Origin of the sequence: Neobacillus sp. GCM10023253 (assembly GCF_042653105.1) — a bacterium.
Lineage (GTDB): Bacteria > Bacillota > Bacilli > Bacillales > Cytobacillaceae > Neobacillus > Neobacillus citreus.
The window spans coordinates 23,171-39,135 of record NZ_JBHSHV010000014.1 but is presented as its reverse complement, the minus strand read 5'-3'; the positions used below and the strand labels follow the sequence as shown (position 1 = coordinate 39,135).

At 42.2% G+C, this 15,965-nt stretch carries 14 protein-coding genes; 3 read left to right on the top strand and 11 right to left on the bottom strand.

Annotation, left to right across the window (positions count from 1 at the left end; all coding sequences use genetic code 11):
• Positions 1 to 4: 4 nt before the first annotated feature.
• The 6 genes from ACFPA1_RS18100 to ACFPA1_RS18075 form a co-directional block, all read right to left on the bottom strand.
• Positions 5 to 1,417, bottom strand: a complete 1,413-nt coding sequence (locus ACFPA1_RS18100; protein ID WP_378584496.1) for a sodium:solute symporter family transporter — start codon at positions 1,415 to 1,417, stop codon at positions 5 to 7.
• A 54-nt stretch (positions 1,418 to 1,471) separates the two neighbouring features.
• Positions 1,472 to 3,106, bottom strand: coding sequence for an N-acyl-D-amino-acid deacylase family protein (locus tag ACFPA1_RS18095; RefSeq protein WP_378584494.1), 1,635 nt, complete (start codon positions 3,104 to 3,106; stop codon positions 1,472 to 1,474).
• Positions 3,099 to 4,316, bottom strand: a complete 1,218-nt coding sequence (locus tag ACFPA1_RS18090; RefSeq protein ID WP_378584493.1) for a YgeY family selenium metabolism-linked hydrolase — start codon at positions 4,314 to 4,316, stop codon at positions 3,099 to 3,101. The genes ACFPA1_RS18095 and ACFPA1_RS18090 overlap by 8 nt, the downstream gene beginning before the upstream one ends.
• 122 nt (positions 4,317 to 4,438) lie before the next feature.
• Positions 4,439 to 5,665 (bottom strand): diaminopropionate ammonia-lyase, encoded by a 1,227-nt coding sequence (gene dpaL, locus ACFPA1_RS18085; RefSeq protein ID WP_378584492.1) that lies wholly within the window; start codon positions 5,663 to 5,665, stop codon positions 4,439 to 4,441.
• Positions 5,666 to 5,682: 17 nt separating this feature from the next.
• Positions 5,683 to 6,060 (bottom strand): RidA family protein, encoded by a 378-nt coding sequence (locus ACFPA1_RS18080; protein ID WP_378584650.1) that lies wholly within the window; start codon positions 6,058 to 6,060, stop codon positions 5,683 to 5,685.
• Between the two features lie 184 nt (positions 6,061 to 6,244).
• Positions 6,245 to 8,002 (bottom strand): sigma 54-interacting transcriptional regulator, encoded by a 1,758-nt coding sequence (locus ACFPA1_RS18075; protein ID WP_378584490.1) that lies wholly within the window; start codon positions 8,000 to 8,002, stop codon positions 6,245 to 6,247.
• Between the two features lie 426 nt (positions 8,003 to 8,428).
• Here ACFPA1_RS18075 and ACFPA1_RS18070 point away from each other — a divergent pair, with 426 nt between their 5' ends.
• The 3 genes from ACFPA1_RS18070 (at position 8,429) to ACFPA1_RS18060 (ending at position 9,273) form a co-directional block, all read left to right on the top strand.
• The gene (locus tag ACFPA1_RS18070; protein WP_378584488.1) at positions 8,429 to 8,647 is read left to right on the top strand and encodes a DUF1659 domain-containing protein; all 219 of its coding nucleotides are present in this window, start codon (positions 8,429 to 8,431) and stop codon (positions 8,645 to 8,647) included.
• Positions 8,648 to 8,797: 150 nt separating this feature from the next.
• Positions 8,798 to 9,016: a DUF2922 domain-containing protein gene (locus ACFPA1_RS18065; RefSeq protein WP_378584486.1), complete on the top strand. Its 219-nt coding sequence runs from the start codon at positions 8,798 to 8,800 to the stop codon at positions 9,014 to 9,016.
• Positions 9,017 to 9,135: 119 nt separating this feature from the next.
• Entirely contained in the window at positions 9,136 to 9,273 is a 138-nt protein-coding gene (locus ACFPA1_RS18060; protein WP_213117301.1) for a YvrJ family protein, read from the top strand.
• 257 nt (positions 9,274 to 9,530) lie between these two features.
• Here the strand turns inward: ACFPA1_RS18060 and bla are convergent, their stop codons facing one another.
• The 5 genes from bla to ACFPA1_RS18035 form a co-directional block, all read right to left on the bottom strand.
• Positions 9,531 to 10,463, bottom strand: coding sequence for a class A beta-lactamase (gene bla / locus ACFPA1_RS18055; protein WP_378584484.1), 933 nt, complete (start codon positions 10,461 to 10,463; stop codon positions 9,531 to 9,533).
• Positions 10,464 to 10,686: 223 nt separating this feature from the next.
• Positions 10,687 to 12,732, bottom strand: a complete 2,046-nt coding sequence (locus ACFPA1_RS18050; RefSeq protein WP_378584483.1) for a peptidoglycan D,D-transpeptidase FtsI family protein — start codon at positions 12,730 to 12,732, stop codon at positions 10,687 to 10,689.
• Positions 12,733 to 12,851: 119 nt separating this feature from the next.
• Positions 12,852 to 14,648, bottom strand: a complete 1,797-nt coding sequence (locus ACFPA1_RS18045; protein ID WP_378584482.1) for a BlaR1 family beta-lactam sensor/signal transducer — start codon at positions 14,646 to 14,648, stop codon at positions 12,852 to 12,854.
• Positions 14,648 to 15,037, bottom strand: a complete 390-nt coding sequence (locus ACFPA1_RS18040) for a BlaI/MecI/CopY family transcriptional regulator (RefSeq protein ID WP_378584480.1) — start codon at positions 15,035 to 15,037, stop codon at positions 14,648 to 14,650. The genes ACFPA1_RS18045 and ACFPA1_RS18040 overlap by 1 nt, the downstream gene beginning before the upstream one ends.
• A gap of 196 nt (positions 15,038 to 15,233) precedes the next feature.
• Positions 15,234 to 15,782, bottom strand: coding sequence for a hypothetical protein (locus ACFPA1_RS18035; protein ID WP_213143765.1), 549 nt, complete (start codon positions 15,780 to 15,782; stop codon positions 15,234 to 15,236).
• Positions 15,783 to 15,965 lie beyond the last annotated feature (183 nt).

Here is a 15,965-nt window from a genome sequence, read left to right as displayed (position 1 = left end):
CACTTTATGCCGTATACTGATCCTCCTGATTATACGCCGAAGGCGCTGCCGGGACCCCTCTATTGAGTTCGATTTTATTTACGATCAAGAAGGTTAGGAGACTGGCTACGCTTCCGGCAATGACAGCCATGATACCAAATGGTTCTTTTGCCAGCTGCCATCCGAGCCCGATAACGGTTCCTGCAATAATAGAGTACAAACCGGCTTTTGGCGTAACCTTATCCCATACCAATCCTAGTAGATATGCTGCAAATGGGCCGGTTGAACGAAGGGTAAAGGCAAAAACAAGCAACGGAATGATCTGTTGGCTGAATAAAGAAATGCCAACCGCCACAAAACCTGAGATCACCACAAGCATTTTACTTAATTTAAGCTCTTTATGAGGTTCAACGGCTTTCTTTGTAACAATAGGATAAATATCTTTTACGAATACACTTGCTACAGCAAGTAAATTTCCAGAGGCGCTAGACAATGTTGCAGAAATGACACCTGACAGGAGAAGCCCTGAAATAAGCGGCGGCAATAATTCAACAGAAACGGTGGCCAATGCATCATTGGCATTAATCGTAGGAAACACAGCTAACGCAATTAAACCAAGAACAGCCGGAATGAAGGCATATAATGTCATTAAGATGCCGCATAATAGTGAACCTGTTACAGCTACTTTCTGATTTTTTGCGGAGTAGTAGCGCTGTACCGCTTCCTGTCCAGTTGAAAAGGTCATAAAGTACATGATGGTTAACCCGATGATGGTTCCCCATCCAATCTTGGTAAAGCCTAACTGTTCCTTCGGCAGATTGGACATAACTGCGTCTACACCCCCCGCACTGTGAAAGGCGAAGGGAACAGCAATCGCAAACCCAAAAACAATAAGGAAAAATTGCACAAAATCCGTAAGTGTAACACTCCACATTCCACCTAGATAGGTGTAGAATACAACCCCTAATCCTGCGATCAGAATTGCCCATGTTACACTAAAACCTGTTAATATATGGACAATTGATGCCGTTGCTGTTATTTGAACTGCAGCCAAGGCAGTTGAAGCAACAAAAGACAAGAAACTAGATATAGCATAACTGCTCTTACCATATCTCCGGCCAATAATCTCCGGAACAGTTGTCGCCATTGCCTTCCGCATATAAGGGGCCACAAAAGATACTAGTAATATACCAATCCCGGCCGATACCACATACCAGCCGGCAGACAGCCCCCAATCACCATAAGCTTTAGAGGCGACACCAACAGAACTTCCTCCGCCGATCTCAGTTGCGGCCAATGTCCCTGCAAGCATAATCGGACCTAATCGACGACCTGCTAGGTGATAATCGTTACTATCCTTGACCTTTGTTTTTGCATATAACCCAATTCCAATCATGGCTGCCATATAAACGATAACAATTGTCCAAATAATTCCCATAAATCATCCTCCTTAAAAATAGCTTGCATGACAATCTACATTTCAGCTCTGTTCTTAACGGGACAATAACTCTTTTTCATTAACTCCTTGAACCCCTGGATAATGACGGCGAATCACCTTTCCCACAGCTTTCCGATAAGCCTGCTCACCTTGAATGACAACCTCACCGTTGACGATGACCGTATCAATTCCAAGATTGAACTGGCGCGGTTTTTCAAATGTGGCTCGGTCGATAATTTCGTCTGGGTTAAAGATGACAATATCAGCGGCCAATCCCTCACGTAAGATCCCGCGGTCCTGCAAACCTATGATTCTCGCAGGCTGGGACGTCATACGGCGAATCATATCTTCTAACGGGAGAACCTTTTCTTCCCTTACATATTTTCCAAGAATCCGAGGAAATGAACCGTAGGCACGAGGATGTGGTTCACCGCCTAATAAACCGTCACTTCCAATCGTCCCAGCCGGGTGTGCAAGGATCGCCTTAACGGATTCCTCATTCATGACAAAATCAATCATCCCAACCCCATTTTTCTCGTGAAGAATCAAGTCCAGAGCTACTTCGGCACAATTTTCCCGACCATCTAATTCAGCAATTTGTTCAATCGTCTTGCCTACACAATACTGTTTCTCAGCGGATTCTACGGATGTAACAATAATTCCATCCCAACCGGCCCACTTCGACATGCTGTCCCAACCCTTAAAGCCTGTTGCCATCTCCTGGATCATTTTCTTCCGAAGCCCTTCATCAGCAAGGCGTTCGAGCAGTTGATCAGTGCCGCCAGCATGGACCCAAGGCGGTAGAATGGCACTCAGCATCGTACTTCCGGCCGTGTATGGGTACTGGTCAAAGGTTACTTCTAACCCTTCTTCCCGAGCTTGGTCAATCTTTTTTAATACATCCGGTGTCTTATGCCAGTTATCCTTACCGCAGTTCTTTAAGTGTGAAAAATGAAGGTGGGCTCCGCACCGTTTCATCATGTCAATCAATTCCTGCATGGATTCTAAAATTTCGTCGCCTTCACTTCTTTGGTGGATGACAAGCGGCACACCGTATTCCGCAATTACTTGGCATAATGCCTCTAATTCTTTCATTTCGGCAAAACAGCATGGCGGATAAATTAATCCCGTCGATAAGCCAACTGCTCCTTCATCTAGAGAACGGCGGAGTACATCTTGCATTTGTTTAATTTCGTCATCTGTAGCCGGACGATTGTCGAGTCCCATAACCTCCATCCGGATATTCCCGTGCGGGGCAAGCACCGCTAAATTATAGCTTGGATTGTTCCTCTCAATCTTATCCAAATATTCAGAAATTGTTGTCCAGTCCCATTCAATTGGCGGGTTTCCATCCAATCCAGCCAGATTTTTTCTCCATGGCGAAACATATTCCTTTGGCAGCGGGGCTGCAGCAATTCCGTCCTGCCCCAGCAAGTCGGTTGTAATTCCCTGGCGAACCTTTGCTTCAATCAAAGGCTCATCAAGAATAACAAGGTCGGAATGGGTATGCATATCAATAAATCCAGGACTTACAACCTGATTCTTCGCATCAATTTCTTCCTTAGCCTGGCAATTTGTTAATTTTCCAATCTTGGCGATTTTTCCGTTCTCAATTGCCAAGTCCCCGTAGTACCATGGAGAACCCGTTCCATCAATAATTTTCCCGTTGCGAATAATTAAATCATACATGTTTTACAGTCTCCCTTTCCTTGGTATGAATGGATGTTAACGCTCTCATAATAGCCGAGTAGCCTGCTGTAGCTTTTACCAATTGATCTATCTCGATATATTCATCATCAACGTGGGCCTGTGATTCTAAAGACGGACCAAAGCCGATTGTTGGAATATTTACTTCACCTGCAAAGTGGCTTCCATTTGTACAGAAGGAATAATGAGACAACTCAGGTGTGAGTCCAATCGCAGCTAATTCTTTTAATGGAAGCTGGACAAAATCTTCGTCATCATCATATACCCATCCCGGGAAAAATCGCTCATCACTAATTAGGGCCCCTGTATAACAGCGTTCCTCGCCGAAAGCGTACTTTACGCTTGCTTTAAACTGCGAATCCCCCAACCGGAGCTTATCAATGAGATCCTGGATTGGCGCTAAAACGGATTCCTTTGTTTCCCCCACTAGCAGCCGGCGGTCAAATGTCACTGTACATAAGGATGGAACGACAGATGCCCCAGGATAAGGAGATGATTTGATATCCGTTAATTCAAGAATTCCTTTTCCTAATACCTCATGTTCATTCACTGGCAGGTTCCGAATCTCAGAAAGGAGCTTCATCATATGATAGACCGCATTAATTCCTTTTTCTGGATTAGAGGAATGGGCTGGTTTTCCAACGGTTTCGACAACAATTTCCGCACGTCCCCTTTGTCCCCGATTTAGTTTTAAATTCGTAGCCTCTCCAATGACTACATAATCTGGGTTTACAATTTCACTAACCCGTCTTGTCGCTACGCCCTCAAAGCACTCCTCATGGACGCTGCATGAAACAACAACCTTACCAGGAAAGGCTTTCTTTGTATCTTCAGCAAAATTGATCGCCGCAGCAATCATGGCACTGACAGCCCCCTTCATATCGGAGGTTCCTCTGCCATAAATTTTCCCATCTCTTATTTCGCCTGAAAAAGGGTCGACCGTCCACTGCTCAGTATGTACTGGTACAGTATCAATATGGCCATCCAATAATACGGTAGGTCCCTCCATATTCCCGTTTATAACGAGCATGACATTCCCGTACTCATCCACAATACAATCATCAAAGCCATGCTGTTCAGCATATGCCTTAATCTCTTTTGCCACCAAATCCTCTTGGCCGGAATAACTTTTTAATCTCACTAATGATTGACAAAGCTTAATCACACTTTCTTTCTGTTTTTCTGATAACACCTTAACTCCCCCTATAGAAAAATTGTATTCCTATTCCAAAACGACTCTTAGGCCAGGTACTTCAACACGTCATCCAAAAAAATGAATATAGCCGCTCAAAAGCCTTGGCCCGAGCCCCTATTTTAAATTGGACAGCGCCCTTCCCAAACAACTTTTTTATAATGGTCCGGGTCCGTATCCCCTTCTGTGCTAATCAGCAAGATTCTAGAATTTGAGTCTAGTAATATCTCATCATTTACAGATTGGTCTTCTTCCAATTTCCGTAAATAGTAGACAAGCCCGAGGGTCACCGCGCCCGATTCGCCAGAAATAACCCGAGGGTCATCCTTCATCGGATTTCCGTAAAGCCGCATCCCCAATGCGGAAATATTATCGTTACACGAGAAGGCGGCCTTGGCGTATTGACCCAATATCCGAAACGCCCTTGTATTCGGTTCCCCGCAAGCTAGGCCGGCCATGATGGTGTCCATATCCCCGCCGACAACCTCGCGCTTCCCTTCTTTATTGGCAAAGGACCTGTAGTAACAATCAGCTTTTTCCGGTTCCACTACGATAATCACCGGCGGATTATCCCGATAATGCTGAACCATATAAGCAGCGATTCCAGCGGCAAAAGATCCAACTCCGGCCTGCAAGAAAATATGTGTAGGTGGTTCTCCTCCGGCGCTGCCCATTTGATCGACCACTTCTTTAGCCATCGAGGCATATCCCTGCATGATCCAAAGCGGAATTTCATCATAACCTTCCCAAGCGGTATCTTGAACCATCACCCAGCCATTTTTATTTGCAAGGTTAGCACACATTCGAACAGCATCGTCATAATTTAACTCCGTAATATCCGCCTCTGCTCCTTCGTTCCGAATCGCATTCAGACGAATCAAGGACGAACCCTTTGGCATATAAATGATCGATTTATGCCCTAGCTCTCTTGCCGCCCAGGCAACCCCGCGGCCATGGTTCCCGTCCGTTGCAGAAATAAAGGTGACTTCCCCAAGCTTTTCTTTTACTCGAGGGGACTGCAGTTCTTTAAATGAAAGGTTCTCAATGTTTTCACCAAGTTGATTGGCTAGGTACTTTGCCACCGCATAAATACCACCCATTACCTTAAAAGCGTTAAGGCCAAAACGGTACGATTCATCCTTCACTAGGATTTCGGAAACATTAAGATAATCCGCTAAATTTTTTAATGAATGCAAGGGTGTTTCTGTATAGGATTCATGGGATTTTTGAAACTGGTGGATCTTTTCAACCTCTCTATCTTGAAAAAATGATAATTCATCGTCGTTATAGACAGGATCATAGAATGTATTGGAAACCCACTTTATATCCTTTCTTATGGTACTCTGCACTAACAACCCCTCCTTTTCTATTTTGTTACTGCAATGACTTCGATTTCCACCTTTGCCCCTTTAGGGATGGCAGAAACCTCGAAACAGCTTCTTGCAGGCTTATGTTCTGAAAAATATGATCCATACACTTCATTTACACTTTGAAATGAATCAATAGAATCAAGGAAGATCGTCGCTTTCACAATATCCTCTAAACCTAGATTTAACTCTGACAGCAATCCTGAAATATTTTTCAAGATTTGCTCTGTCTGTTCAGCTGCCGAATCCCCTACTATATTCCCAGTTTCACAATCTAGCGGCAGCATGCCTGATAGAAAAACAAAACCATTGGCAATGATTGCTTGGGAATAGGGACCTACCGCTGCTGGTGCTTTATTTGTTTGAACTTGTTGCAGCATATATTTGCTCCTCCTTTAGAGTTTTTCTATCCTTATACATTGCAAGTCGCGTGCCAAGATGAAAACCCCTTCAGTAAGCGCTTTTATAAAAATGAAAATCTTAAAAAAGTATCAAAATGATACTCAAAATAAAAAATTCGGAGCAAATTTCCTAGTAAAACAAAAAAGTCTCATTTTGATATCAAATATCAATTTGATACTTTTTTATTTTTCGAAACAGCGTTGCTCGTCCAATTCCTAATAATTGGCTTGCATCCTCTACGTTAAGCTGATGATTGTGAACGTATTGAAGGGCTTTTTTAATCAAATCCTTTTCCATTTCAACTAAGGAGAAAGATGTAGAGGTAAGCGGAATCTTCTGTTTTTCCATTTCAAGCTTTCGTTGAATTAATTCACCTGCTGCCTCCATGGTAATCCACCCATTGGTAATAAAATTAAATAGGTATTCAATAAAATTTTTCAGTTCTCGAACATTACCCTTCCATGGATAATTTAACATGGCACTTATGACATTCTTTCCAAAACCTAATACATTCGCATGAAATTGTTCATTGAACAAGGAAATAAAGTGGTCACTCAGAGCAATGATGTCCTCCTTCCTGCTTCTAAGCGGCGGAATCACGATAGGAATGACATTGAGCCGGAAATACAAATCCTCCCTAAACAGCCCATTGTTCACCATTTCCTGCAAGTCTTTGTTCGTTGCCGCGATCACCCGTACATCAACTGGGATAGTATGGGTACTGCCAAGACGTTCTATTTCCTTCTGCTGGAGAACACGCAACAGCTTCACTTGTAACAGCGGAGGCATCTCCCCTATTTCATCTAAAAAAATCGTACCTTGATGGGCTAATTCAAATTTACCCGGCTTCCCTTTTTGATTGGCACCAGTAAACGCGCCTCTCTCATAACCAAACAACTCACTCTCTAATAAGTGCTCGGGAATAGCACCACAATTGACAGTAATAAAGGCATGATCTTTCCTCATACTCGCATGGTGAATGGCTGTGGCGAATTCCTCCTTCCCCGTACCGCTTTCCCCTTGAATTAAGACGGTGGAGTCAGATTGGGATACCTTAAAGGCGTATTTTTTTACCTCTGTGATTTGTGTGCTGACACCAATAATTTGGTCAAACGGTTTCTTTTGGTCCTCCGCCGCCATTTCTGCAAGATTTCGTATCTCTTTGACATCCTGAATACTAATCAAATACTCCGTCTGATATGATGCTAGAGAAGATAGTTTTTGTTTAGTCAAAAGCAAAGATTTCTCTCCCCTGCTGGTTACAAGCGTAATGGTTCGACTTAAAACCCCTGACTCCCAAGCAAAATCACGAATTAAGTTTTGTACATGGAGAGGAACGGCCTTGTTTTCTGCTCCCAATAGCATTTCAGCTTTTAGGTTCATTTCATTCAGCTTTCCTTTTTCGTCTATCACAATCATTCCTACATGGACAAGATCCATCAATTTTTCCATTTTTTCTGAGTTGCTTGTAAGCTGTTGATTCAGATGGTATAAATGCAATTTACTTGATAAAAGGTCTGCCATTTTTCTTAAAAAAGTCAATATTCCATCCGTGTTCTCAAACAAACGCTGGCGCTGCTCTTCGTTAAATGCCAATAGCCCAATCACACCGATCGCCCGGTTATCATATGTAATTGGTGTGCAAATCTCCCCGGTCTCTGAGCAATTTTGGAAAAATTGGCATCTCTGACAAACCTCTGCATACCCAGGATTTGTGATAATGACTGGCTGCCCGGTACGAATGGCAGATTTATAGACAAGATCACCTTCCATTTTGTGAAGGACACTTACCCTTTGCTCCCCTGTACCTGCAACTCTAATAAAATGATGATTGGCAATTTCAACCTCAATCTTTAAAACAGCCGCTATCGCATCTGCAATACTTTGGACAACAGGCTGAATATTCATTAAATCCATTCTTTCACCCCTCGTCAGCTAGTTTAGTATCAATGTGATACTAAACCATATTTGTAATTTTAAGACTATTTAAATTTAAATTATTTGTCAAAGAATTTCCGCAATTACTTTTTTACAACCACAACTACTCAGAAAATTCCCAAACGCATATTTACTTTACAACAGCAACCCGCTTACCTCATAAAAACCGACAATCTTCATCATTTCAATCTCAATTCACCTACACAAACATTTAATTAAAAATGCAAGATTTCCTGATATATCAAGGATAGAAGACAATCACATCTAAATTATTTGTCATTTACATAAACATTTGATTAAAAAAGCAAACTTCTCCTCAAAATTATAAATTTAAAAAAATTAATCCTCCCCCTATCCTTTTCACCTCAAAAACTATAAATAAAGGGTGAAAGGAGGTGAGAAACAATGGCACAAGCATTGTTAGAAGGTTCAAAGCTTCGCTTGGCCTTCCAGGTAGATCTGGACGAGCAGGGAAATCCTGTTCTAAAGACCAAAACATTCAGCAATATCAAAAAGGAATCAACTGTTGATCAGTTATTCCAAGTTGCACAAGCCATTTCTGCATTATGCAACTACCCGCTAAACAAAACCGAGCGCAGCGACAGCACTGAACTCACTGCGTAGTGATGCAGAGGGACGGTTCTAATGATCTAAATGAATTTGGCTATCAATTAACAAAACTTCAAACCTAACAAGGAGGTAATCAGTAAAAAATGAGGCACAAGAACCGTCCCCATGCCTCACCCATGCCTCAAAGAAAGGAGGTGAAAAGGAATGGCAAAGACATTGGAATTAATGTTTGGCACGGAGTTTGGTAAGACTGCCCGTATTGCGGTGGAAAATCCGAAGGAGCCGGTTGATGAGGCTGCTGTCAAACAATCGATGGAGCAGATTATTGCTGCGGATGTATTTACATCGGCCAGCGGCAGGTATGTTGCTGCAAAAGGCGCAAGAGTTATCGACCGCAATGTGGTTGAGTATGAAATTGTTTAATAGTTAGGTAGTGAATTGGCAAGACAATCTAGTTAAATCAATACGTTTAAAGGGGAGGCCGGGTTCATATGCGAAACCGGCCTCTTTTAAAATATAAATCGGAAAGGAGAGAATTTGCCGTGGAACAAATCATCTCATTTATTAATGAGGTTGGCTTCCCTATCGTTGTGACACTCTATCTGCTCTATCGAATAGAATCCAAGCTAGATTTAGTCGTCCAGTCGATCCAGAGCCTGCCTGAGCGAATGAAGGGGTGAAAGTCATACCGTTCTTGGTATATCCCCAAATGACTAAAGCCAACTACCTTTTCAATGTGGCAGTTGGCTTTTTATACGCAAGTATTTCTTAAAAACATCCATATTTTAGGATCTATAAACTTATCCTTTATTATTCTGTTATCTGCTAAATTAGTTGAACTAGTTTTTCACGAAACAATTAAGTCCTTAATCATACCCAAATCGAATTACATGATGGGATTTAATATCTGCTTAATCTCCAACCCCACCTAATCTGTTCACTTAAGAGCGTTAAGTGCGACCTTTGCAGCTTCTGCGATTAGCGCATTGTCAAAGGCTGCATTCTGTGTATCGCGGGTGGATAGAACAGCGATGACAATGGGAGCTCTATTCGGCGGCCACACAACCGCAATGTCATTCCGCGTTCCATAGCTTCCTGCCCCGCTCTTATCAGCGACTTCCCAGCCTGTTGGTGCACCAGCCCGAATTAAGGCATCTCCAGTGGCATTTCCTCGCATCCAATCTGTCAGGAGCGTCCGTTTTTCAGCGGGGAGCACGTCGCCGACTGCGAAAGCCTGAAGGCTGGTTGCAAGTGCTTTTGGCGTGCTGGTGTCACGTCTGTCTCCAGGAACGGCTGAGTTCAAATCCGTCTCGTAGCGATCAGCTTGGGTTAAGTGATCGCCAATCTGCCTCAATGCTGCTTCAAACCCTTTAGGGCCTCCCAATTTCTCAAATAAAAGGTTCCCTGCAGTGTTGTCACTATATCGAACAGCAGCCTCAATCACTTCCCGAAGAGTCATCCCGGTATCTACGTGAAGGCTTGTGACGGGTGAATACGTAACGATGTCCTCGCTGTTGTATGTAACCAACTCGTCAAGCCGGTCAATGGAGGAATGCTTCAGCAATGCACCTGCGGCTAGAGCTTTGTAAGTAGATGCGAAAGCGAACCGCTCTTGTGGCCGATAGGAGACCTTCCGATTTGTACCTGTATCGATCGCGTAGACTCCAAGACGGGCATCATATTTGTCCTCGAGTTCTGCAAACTCGCGGTGTATTTGGGGTGCCGGCGTTTTCCTGACTGCCTTTTCGGACTTGTCAGAAAGGGTATCAGTAGTCATTGACCAGCCGGCGAGCGGTACAATGGCAACCACTAGCACAAGCAGGGTAATTATAAAACTTTTTATGTTGAAAATATCATTTGTTTTCCTCATAATCTTTACCTCTTTCTATTAATATTAGAAGTTCTGAAAATAGAATAAGCGGCTTATTGCACTTTTTCAGCTTCTTAAAAAACTGCCCCGAAATGATGGGGAGGAAAGGTATCCCTCCTTTCTACAATTTGATTACATGCGAAATAGTAGGATACGCACTAAATACTACATATGTAGTATTTATTACACGCTTAATACTACACTTGTAATAAAAAGATGTCAATCATTTTGCAGTTGGCTGTCCTTTTTCCTTAAGGTCAAAATATGCACGAAAAACCCGCTGGCTGATGATATTCGCTGCACTGTGCGGCTGAGCATAACCATCACGGTAGGCATTTGGCACAATAACAGCAATGGCAATCTCGGGATCATCGAATGGGGCATAACCAGCAAAAGAAAGATTCCAAGTCTTCACCCCATTTTTATAGGATTCCGAGGTCCCTGTTTTACCCGCGGCATTGTACGGTTCGTCTTTAAAATATCCTCTCGCAGTTCCTTGGGAACCATGGGTGACCAGCCAAAAACCTTGTTGAACCCTCTTCAGCATCGCCTCACTCATACCCACCTGATTCAGAACAACCGGTTCAATTTCATTGATCAAGCGCCCTGGTTCATTACCTTCCATATTGGGTTCACGAATCTCCTTCACCAATTGGGGCTTCATCCGGTAACCTCCATTGGCAATCGTTGTCATATACTGGGCAATTTGCAGCGGTGTATAGGTATCTAATTGTCCGATGGCAATTTGAAAATAGGTACTTGGATTGGTTCCTTTAATTCCCGAGGTTTCATTATCAAAACCAATACCGGTCGGGACGCCCAAACCAAATTGGTTGAAATAATAGCGGATCGTTTCAATTTTTTTCGGGTCGATATTTAATGTGCCATTGGGGACATACTTGCCGCCCATCATTTCAATCGCGGTTTTCCACATATACACGTTTGATGAACGCTCTAATGCCTCTAAATCGTTAATTCTGTTCATGACTTGGTAAGAGGAAAAGGTGCCCGAGCCCTTAAACCGCATGACTTCATCCAGCTCGGTTTCTCCGAAATCCCTGACACCCGTTTGGTATCCGGTTAATACGGTGGCACCTTTTACAACGGACCCCTGTTCAAACGCATAAGTGAAGGTTCCCGGGGTAAAATCGGTGAACTCCCCGGACTTCCTGTCATACACTTTTCCTGACATCGCCAGAATCCGGCCTGTTTTCGGTTCCATTGCCACGACAAAGGCAGTGTCAAGGGTATCCGTATGCGGTTTTTGGATCGCACTGACTAACTCTTCCTGCATGATTTTTTCCACCTGGGCCTGGAACTCCATATCAACGGTCAGAACAAGATCCTTGCCGCTCTTCCCTTCCAATACCGTCTTTGTACTTACCACATTTCCATTTTGATCGGTCACCGTTTTCACTTTTTCCTTATGGCCTTGCAACACACTATCGTAAAGCTCTTCAATATAGCTTTTTCCGACGCGGTCATTCAGTTTATATCCTTTAGAGGTATAGTAATCTACCTTGTCTGCCGGTAGGCCTTCATCTGCACTCGTAACTTCCCCAAGCATATTCCAAAACGTTTCCCCGTAGGTGCGGCCCCTCTTCCAATCGGTCGTCACATCCACACCCGGCAGGTTATCCAGATTTTCATTAACCTTCGCAAATTCTTCCTCTGTTACATTTTCATTTTTGACCATCGTCGGTGTTAAAGCGGTGGCGGACGAAAGTTTCCGGTATATGGCCGCAAGATTTTTGTCCAGTGCCTGAAGATTGCTTTCTGTAATGCGGTTCAATTTTAATTGATATAAATCCTTGTCATTCAGCTTTTCCTGTTCGTATAATTTCTCCTCCTTCTTAGTGATTAAATCCGTGCCATTGTTATGTACTAACAGCCAGATATCTTTCAAATCCCGATCGGTCACTTTATTGATCTCTTTATCAGTCATGACCAGGAAGGTATTTAACTTCTTGGCTAGTTCAAGCAGTTCGCTTGGCTGCGGATTTTTCGGCGGTGTATAGATAATCGCCTTTTCCGGAATATTGTAGACTACTAACCTATCGTTCGTGTCGTATATTTTTCCGCGTGGAACAGAATAGCTGACAGGGGTCACATCCGTCTTCTCAGCTTGAGCCGCAAAGGCTTCTCCTTTAAAAATTTGAATAAACCCCAGGCGCAGAATTAAGATGGAAAAAAGGACAAAGACCACGAAAAAGAGACTAGTCAATCTCCATCGAGTTTTACTTTTTACTATATTTTCTTTTTGCTTCAAAACTTATCAGCTCTTTCCTATTGGGAGTTTGTGTACAAGGTGGAATCAAAATACTACACTTGTAGTATTTGGAACAAAAAACACCCAAAAAGAAAGGTACATTCTTTCTGGGGTATTTTTTAATAAATCTGTTTATCATGCAGAATCTGCTTAGCAATCTCCGCCGCTTTGCTTCCTTGGGCCAGGCCGTCCTTATCTTGAATATTAATCGCAAAATAAAAACGATCCTCACCTTTATCGACAAAGCCGATAAACCAGCCATTTACATTCTTTCCATTAACCATACCGGTTCCCGTTTTACCGTACAACTGCCCATTCTTTTGCTCATCTATTAAAAGTGCCTTTTGTACCGCTTTGATATTTTCCGCTTTAAAACCCCATTGATTTTCCTCTAATTGGGATAATAATTGGACTTGTTCAATGGGTGATATTTTTAAAGAAGATTCCATCCAGTAGCTATCCAAATTCCCTGAAAGATCCTCATTCCCGTATTTAATCTTATGAAAATAATCCTGCAGCGGCTTTCTCCCTACCTCTCGATCGGTATTCTGGAAATACCAATTCACGGAACGGCTTAAGGCAGTCGCTAAATTTTGATTTTGATTCCATTCTGGGAACGGATAAATTTCCCCATCCCAAACCTGGTTATTGTTATTCGGGGAAATCACATTGGATTCCAATGCAAATAAGGCCGAATATATTTTATAGGTGCTATCAGGAGAAACCCTCTGTTCACTCATCTCGCGATTATAGATTTGATATTGTTTTTTAGAAGAATCATATAAAACAAAGCTTCCCTTGTAGCCCTTAAAATATGCGCTTAGATCTTCATCGACCGTATTCTTCCCGCTAAACTGATACACATCATTTGGGCTGGCAATAACGGTCGTGAATGGAGCAAGGAATAGTACCACCATTCCTAAAACAGCAAAGATGATCTTGCTTTTCCATTTCAATAACAGCGAATCTCTAGAGTAACTTGCAATCCGCTGGATTCTTTGTTTGATTTGTTTTTTTGTCCCGCCTATACCTGGAGCAATCTGTTCAAAGGGACGACCCTGCTTTTTATCGGCAAAACGAATGATGGTATAACCATATTCGATATAGCCGCTCTCATCCAAGAGATTTAAAACGGACGCATCACAGGCCAATTCCCGATCATTTCGAATCCTTTTTGAAGCATACCAGACGACCGGGTTAAACCAATACATAATCTGAACCAGCCACATGACGTAATTCACGAACAAATCTTTGCTTTTATGATGATGCAGCTCGTGCAATAGCACGTATTTTAATTCATTTAACGAGAATTCTTCCCGCGTTTTTCTTGGTAAAAAAATATAGGGCTGAAAAATCCCAAACGTGATCGGCGAGGAAATCAGAGAGGTCTCGCGCAGCCTTACGTTTCTTTTCACCCCAACCATCTTTTTGCACGCTTCTAATAATTGATTTAGATTTTGGTCATCAATGGCCGCAGCGGACTTTTTGATTTGATTGATTTGATAGGTGGAATAAACAGCAGCCCCTACAAAAAGAACCACTCCAATGAGCCAAACTATAAAAAGTGTATGGTAGACGAAATCAGGAGCTGATTTGTTTACCGAGACCGTGAAATCATGTAATAAATCGCTGTTTGGCGCCTGCGAGGCAGCCACTCCATTGATCTTTTCACTGTCCAATGGCGCTTCTCTATGGAAAAATAGTAAGCCTTTTAAATAGCGAATTCCTTCTCCAAGGCGAAAATAATTCCAAGGTAAAACGGCAGCAAGCATTGGAATGCCAAGAAAATACCAAACATGATAATGTGCTTTCACTGTCAAATGTTGATTTAATAGCTTTTTAATTAACAGAATGATAAAAATAAGGAGGGATACCACGAAGGTACTGACGAAAATTCGCAGCAGCAGTGTATCCATTATTTCTCCCCTTCTTTCTTTTCTCTCAAAGACAATATTTTCTTTAGTTCCGATATTTCTTCGTTCGATAACTGATCATTTTCAATAAAATTTAAGACCATTGAATGTAACGTACCACCGAAAAACTGCTGCAGAAAGGATTTACTTTTTTGCTCAACATATTGGTGCTTTTCAACCAGTGAAGTATATATAAACACCCGGCCATCCTTCCTTGCATGCAAAGCCTTTTTCTTAACTAGGCGCGCCAGCATGGTGTGAATGGTATTGGGCTTCCAATCACTCTTATTCGATAATTTCTCCACTACCTCAGGTGTCGAAATCGGCTCATAGTTCCATATAACCTTCATCACTTCATATTCTGCTTCTGATATTTGTGGAATTTCCTTCATGATACCTCTCCTACTTTTACAACTGTAGTATTTATTATAGCAGGAAGGGCCCGGTATATAAAGTATTGGGGGACTTTAACCTATGGTAAATAATCCCCCTGTGTGCTAAGGATTTATTCTGATCCCATTTTTACTATATGATTTGGACATTAATCCTTAATCAAGGTCACGCCATAACGGCTTATGCACATGTTGTTTATAAAAAAGAATGAATTAAGAATAGAATGGCAAAAGCAACACCAGACCGTAAATGCCACTTCCGGTCCATCCTTTGATATCGAAATAGTCCTGATATAGGAACGGGAAGCAGGACTATCAAGGAAAGCAATCCACTTATATTATTAAAATCAAATTTGAAGCCGTGCATAAAGACAGCTACCGTATGCAAGATAATAAAAGCGATGGCGAGAATTGCTACCGGAGTATGCCATCTTCGGGCAAAGCGCAGTAAGGTGGACAACCATTTTTTCACCTTGGCTTGACCTTTTAAATAACGAAGCTTCATAACACGAAGAAGCACATAATAAGCAAGTACAAAAAATAAGGCAATTCTTGCATTGGAGCCAAAATCTTTAAATGTATGTTCGAACTGCTTGCTGTGCAGAGTCGTTAATGAAAGCTGCAATAACCCCCTTAGTTCCCAAAGCATGATCGCAGCTGCGATAATAATCGCCACGATTACCCATATACGTTCCTTTTTAGGAATCCATCCTTGTTTTTGGACCTTGATTGCCCGTGTATTCATTGGTTTGTCCTCCTATTAATGAGAGTAGTGTTTGCATTTCTTCTGCATTTTAAAATCCAAAAGCAACTTTTAGATTCTTAATTTGGTCATTGTCACCGAATTCTATTTTTCCGGAAAACAAACCACTTAAAGTTAAAATAAGCTTCGAATACAATGTAGCACGATAAATGAATACATTTTCTA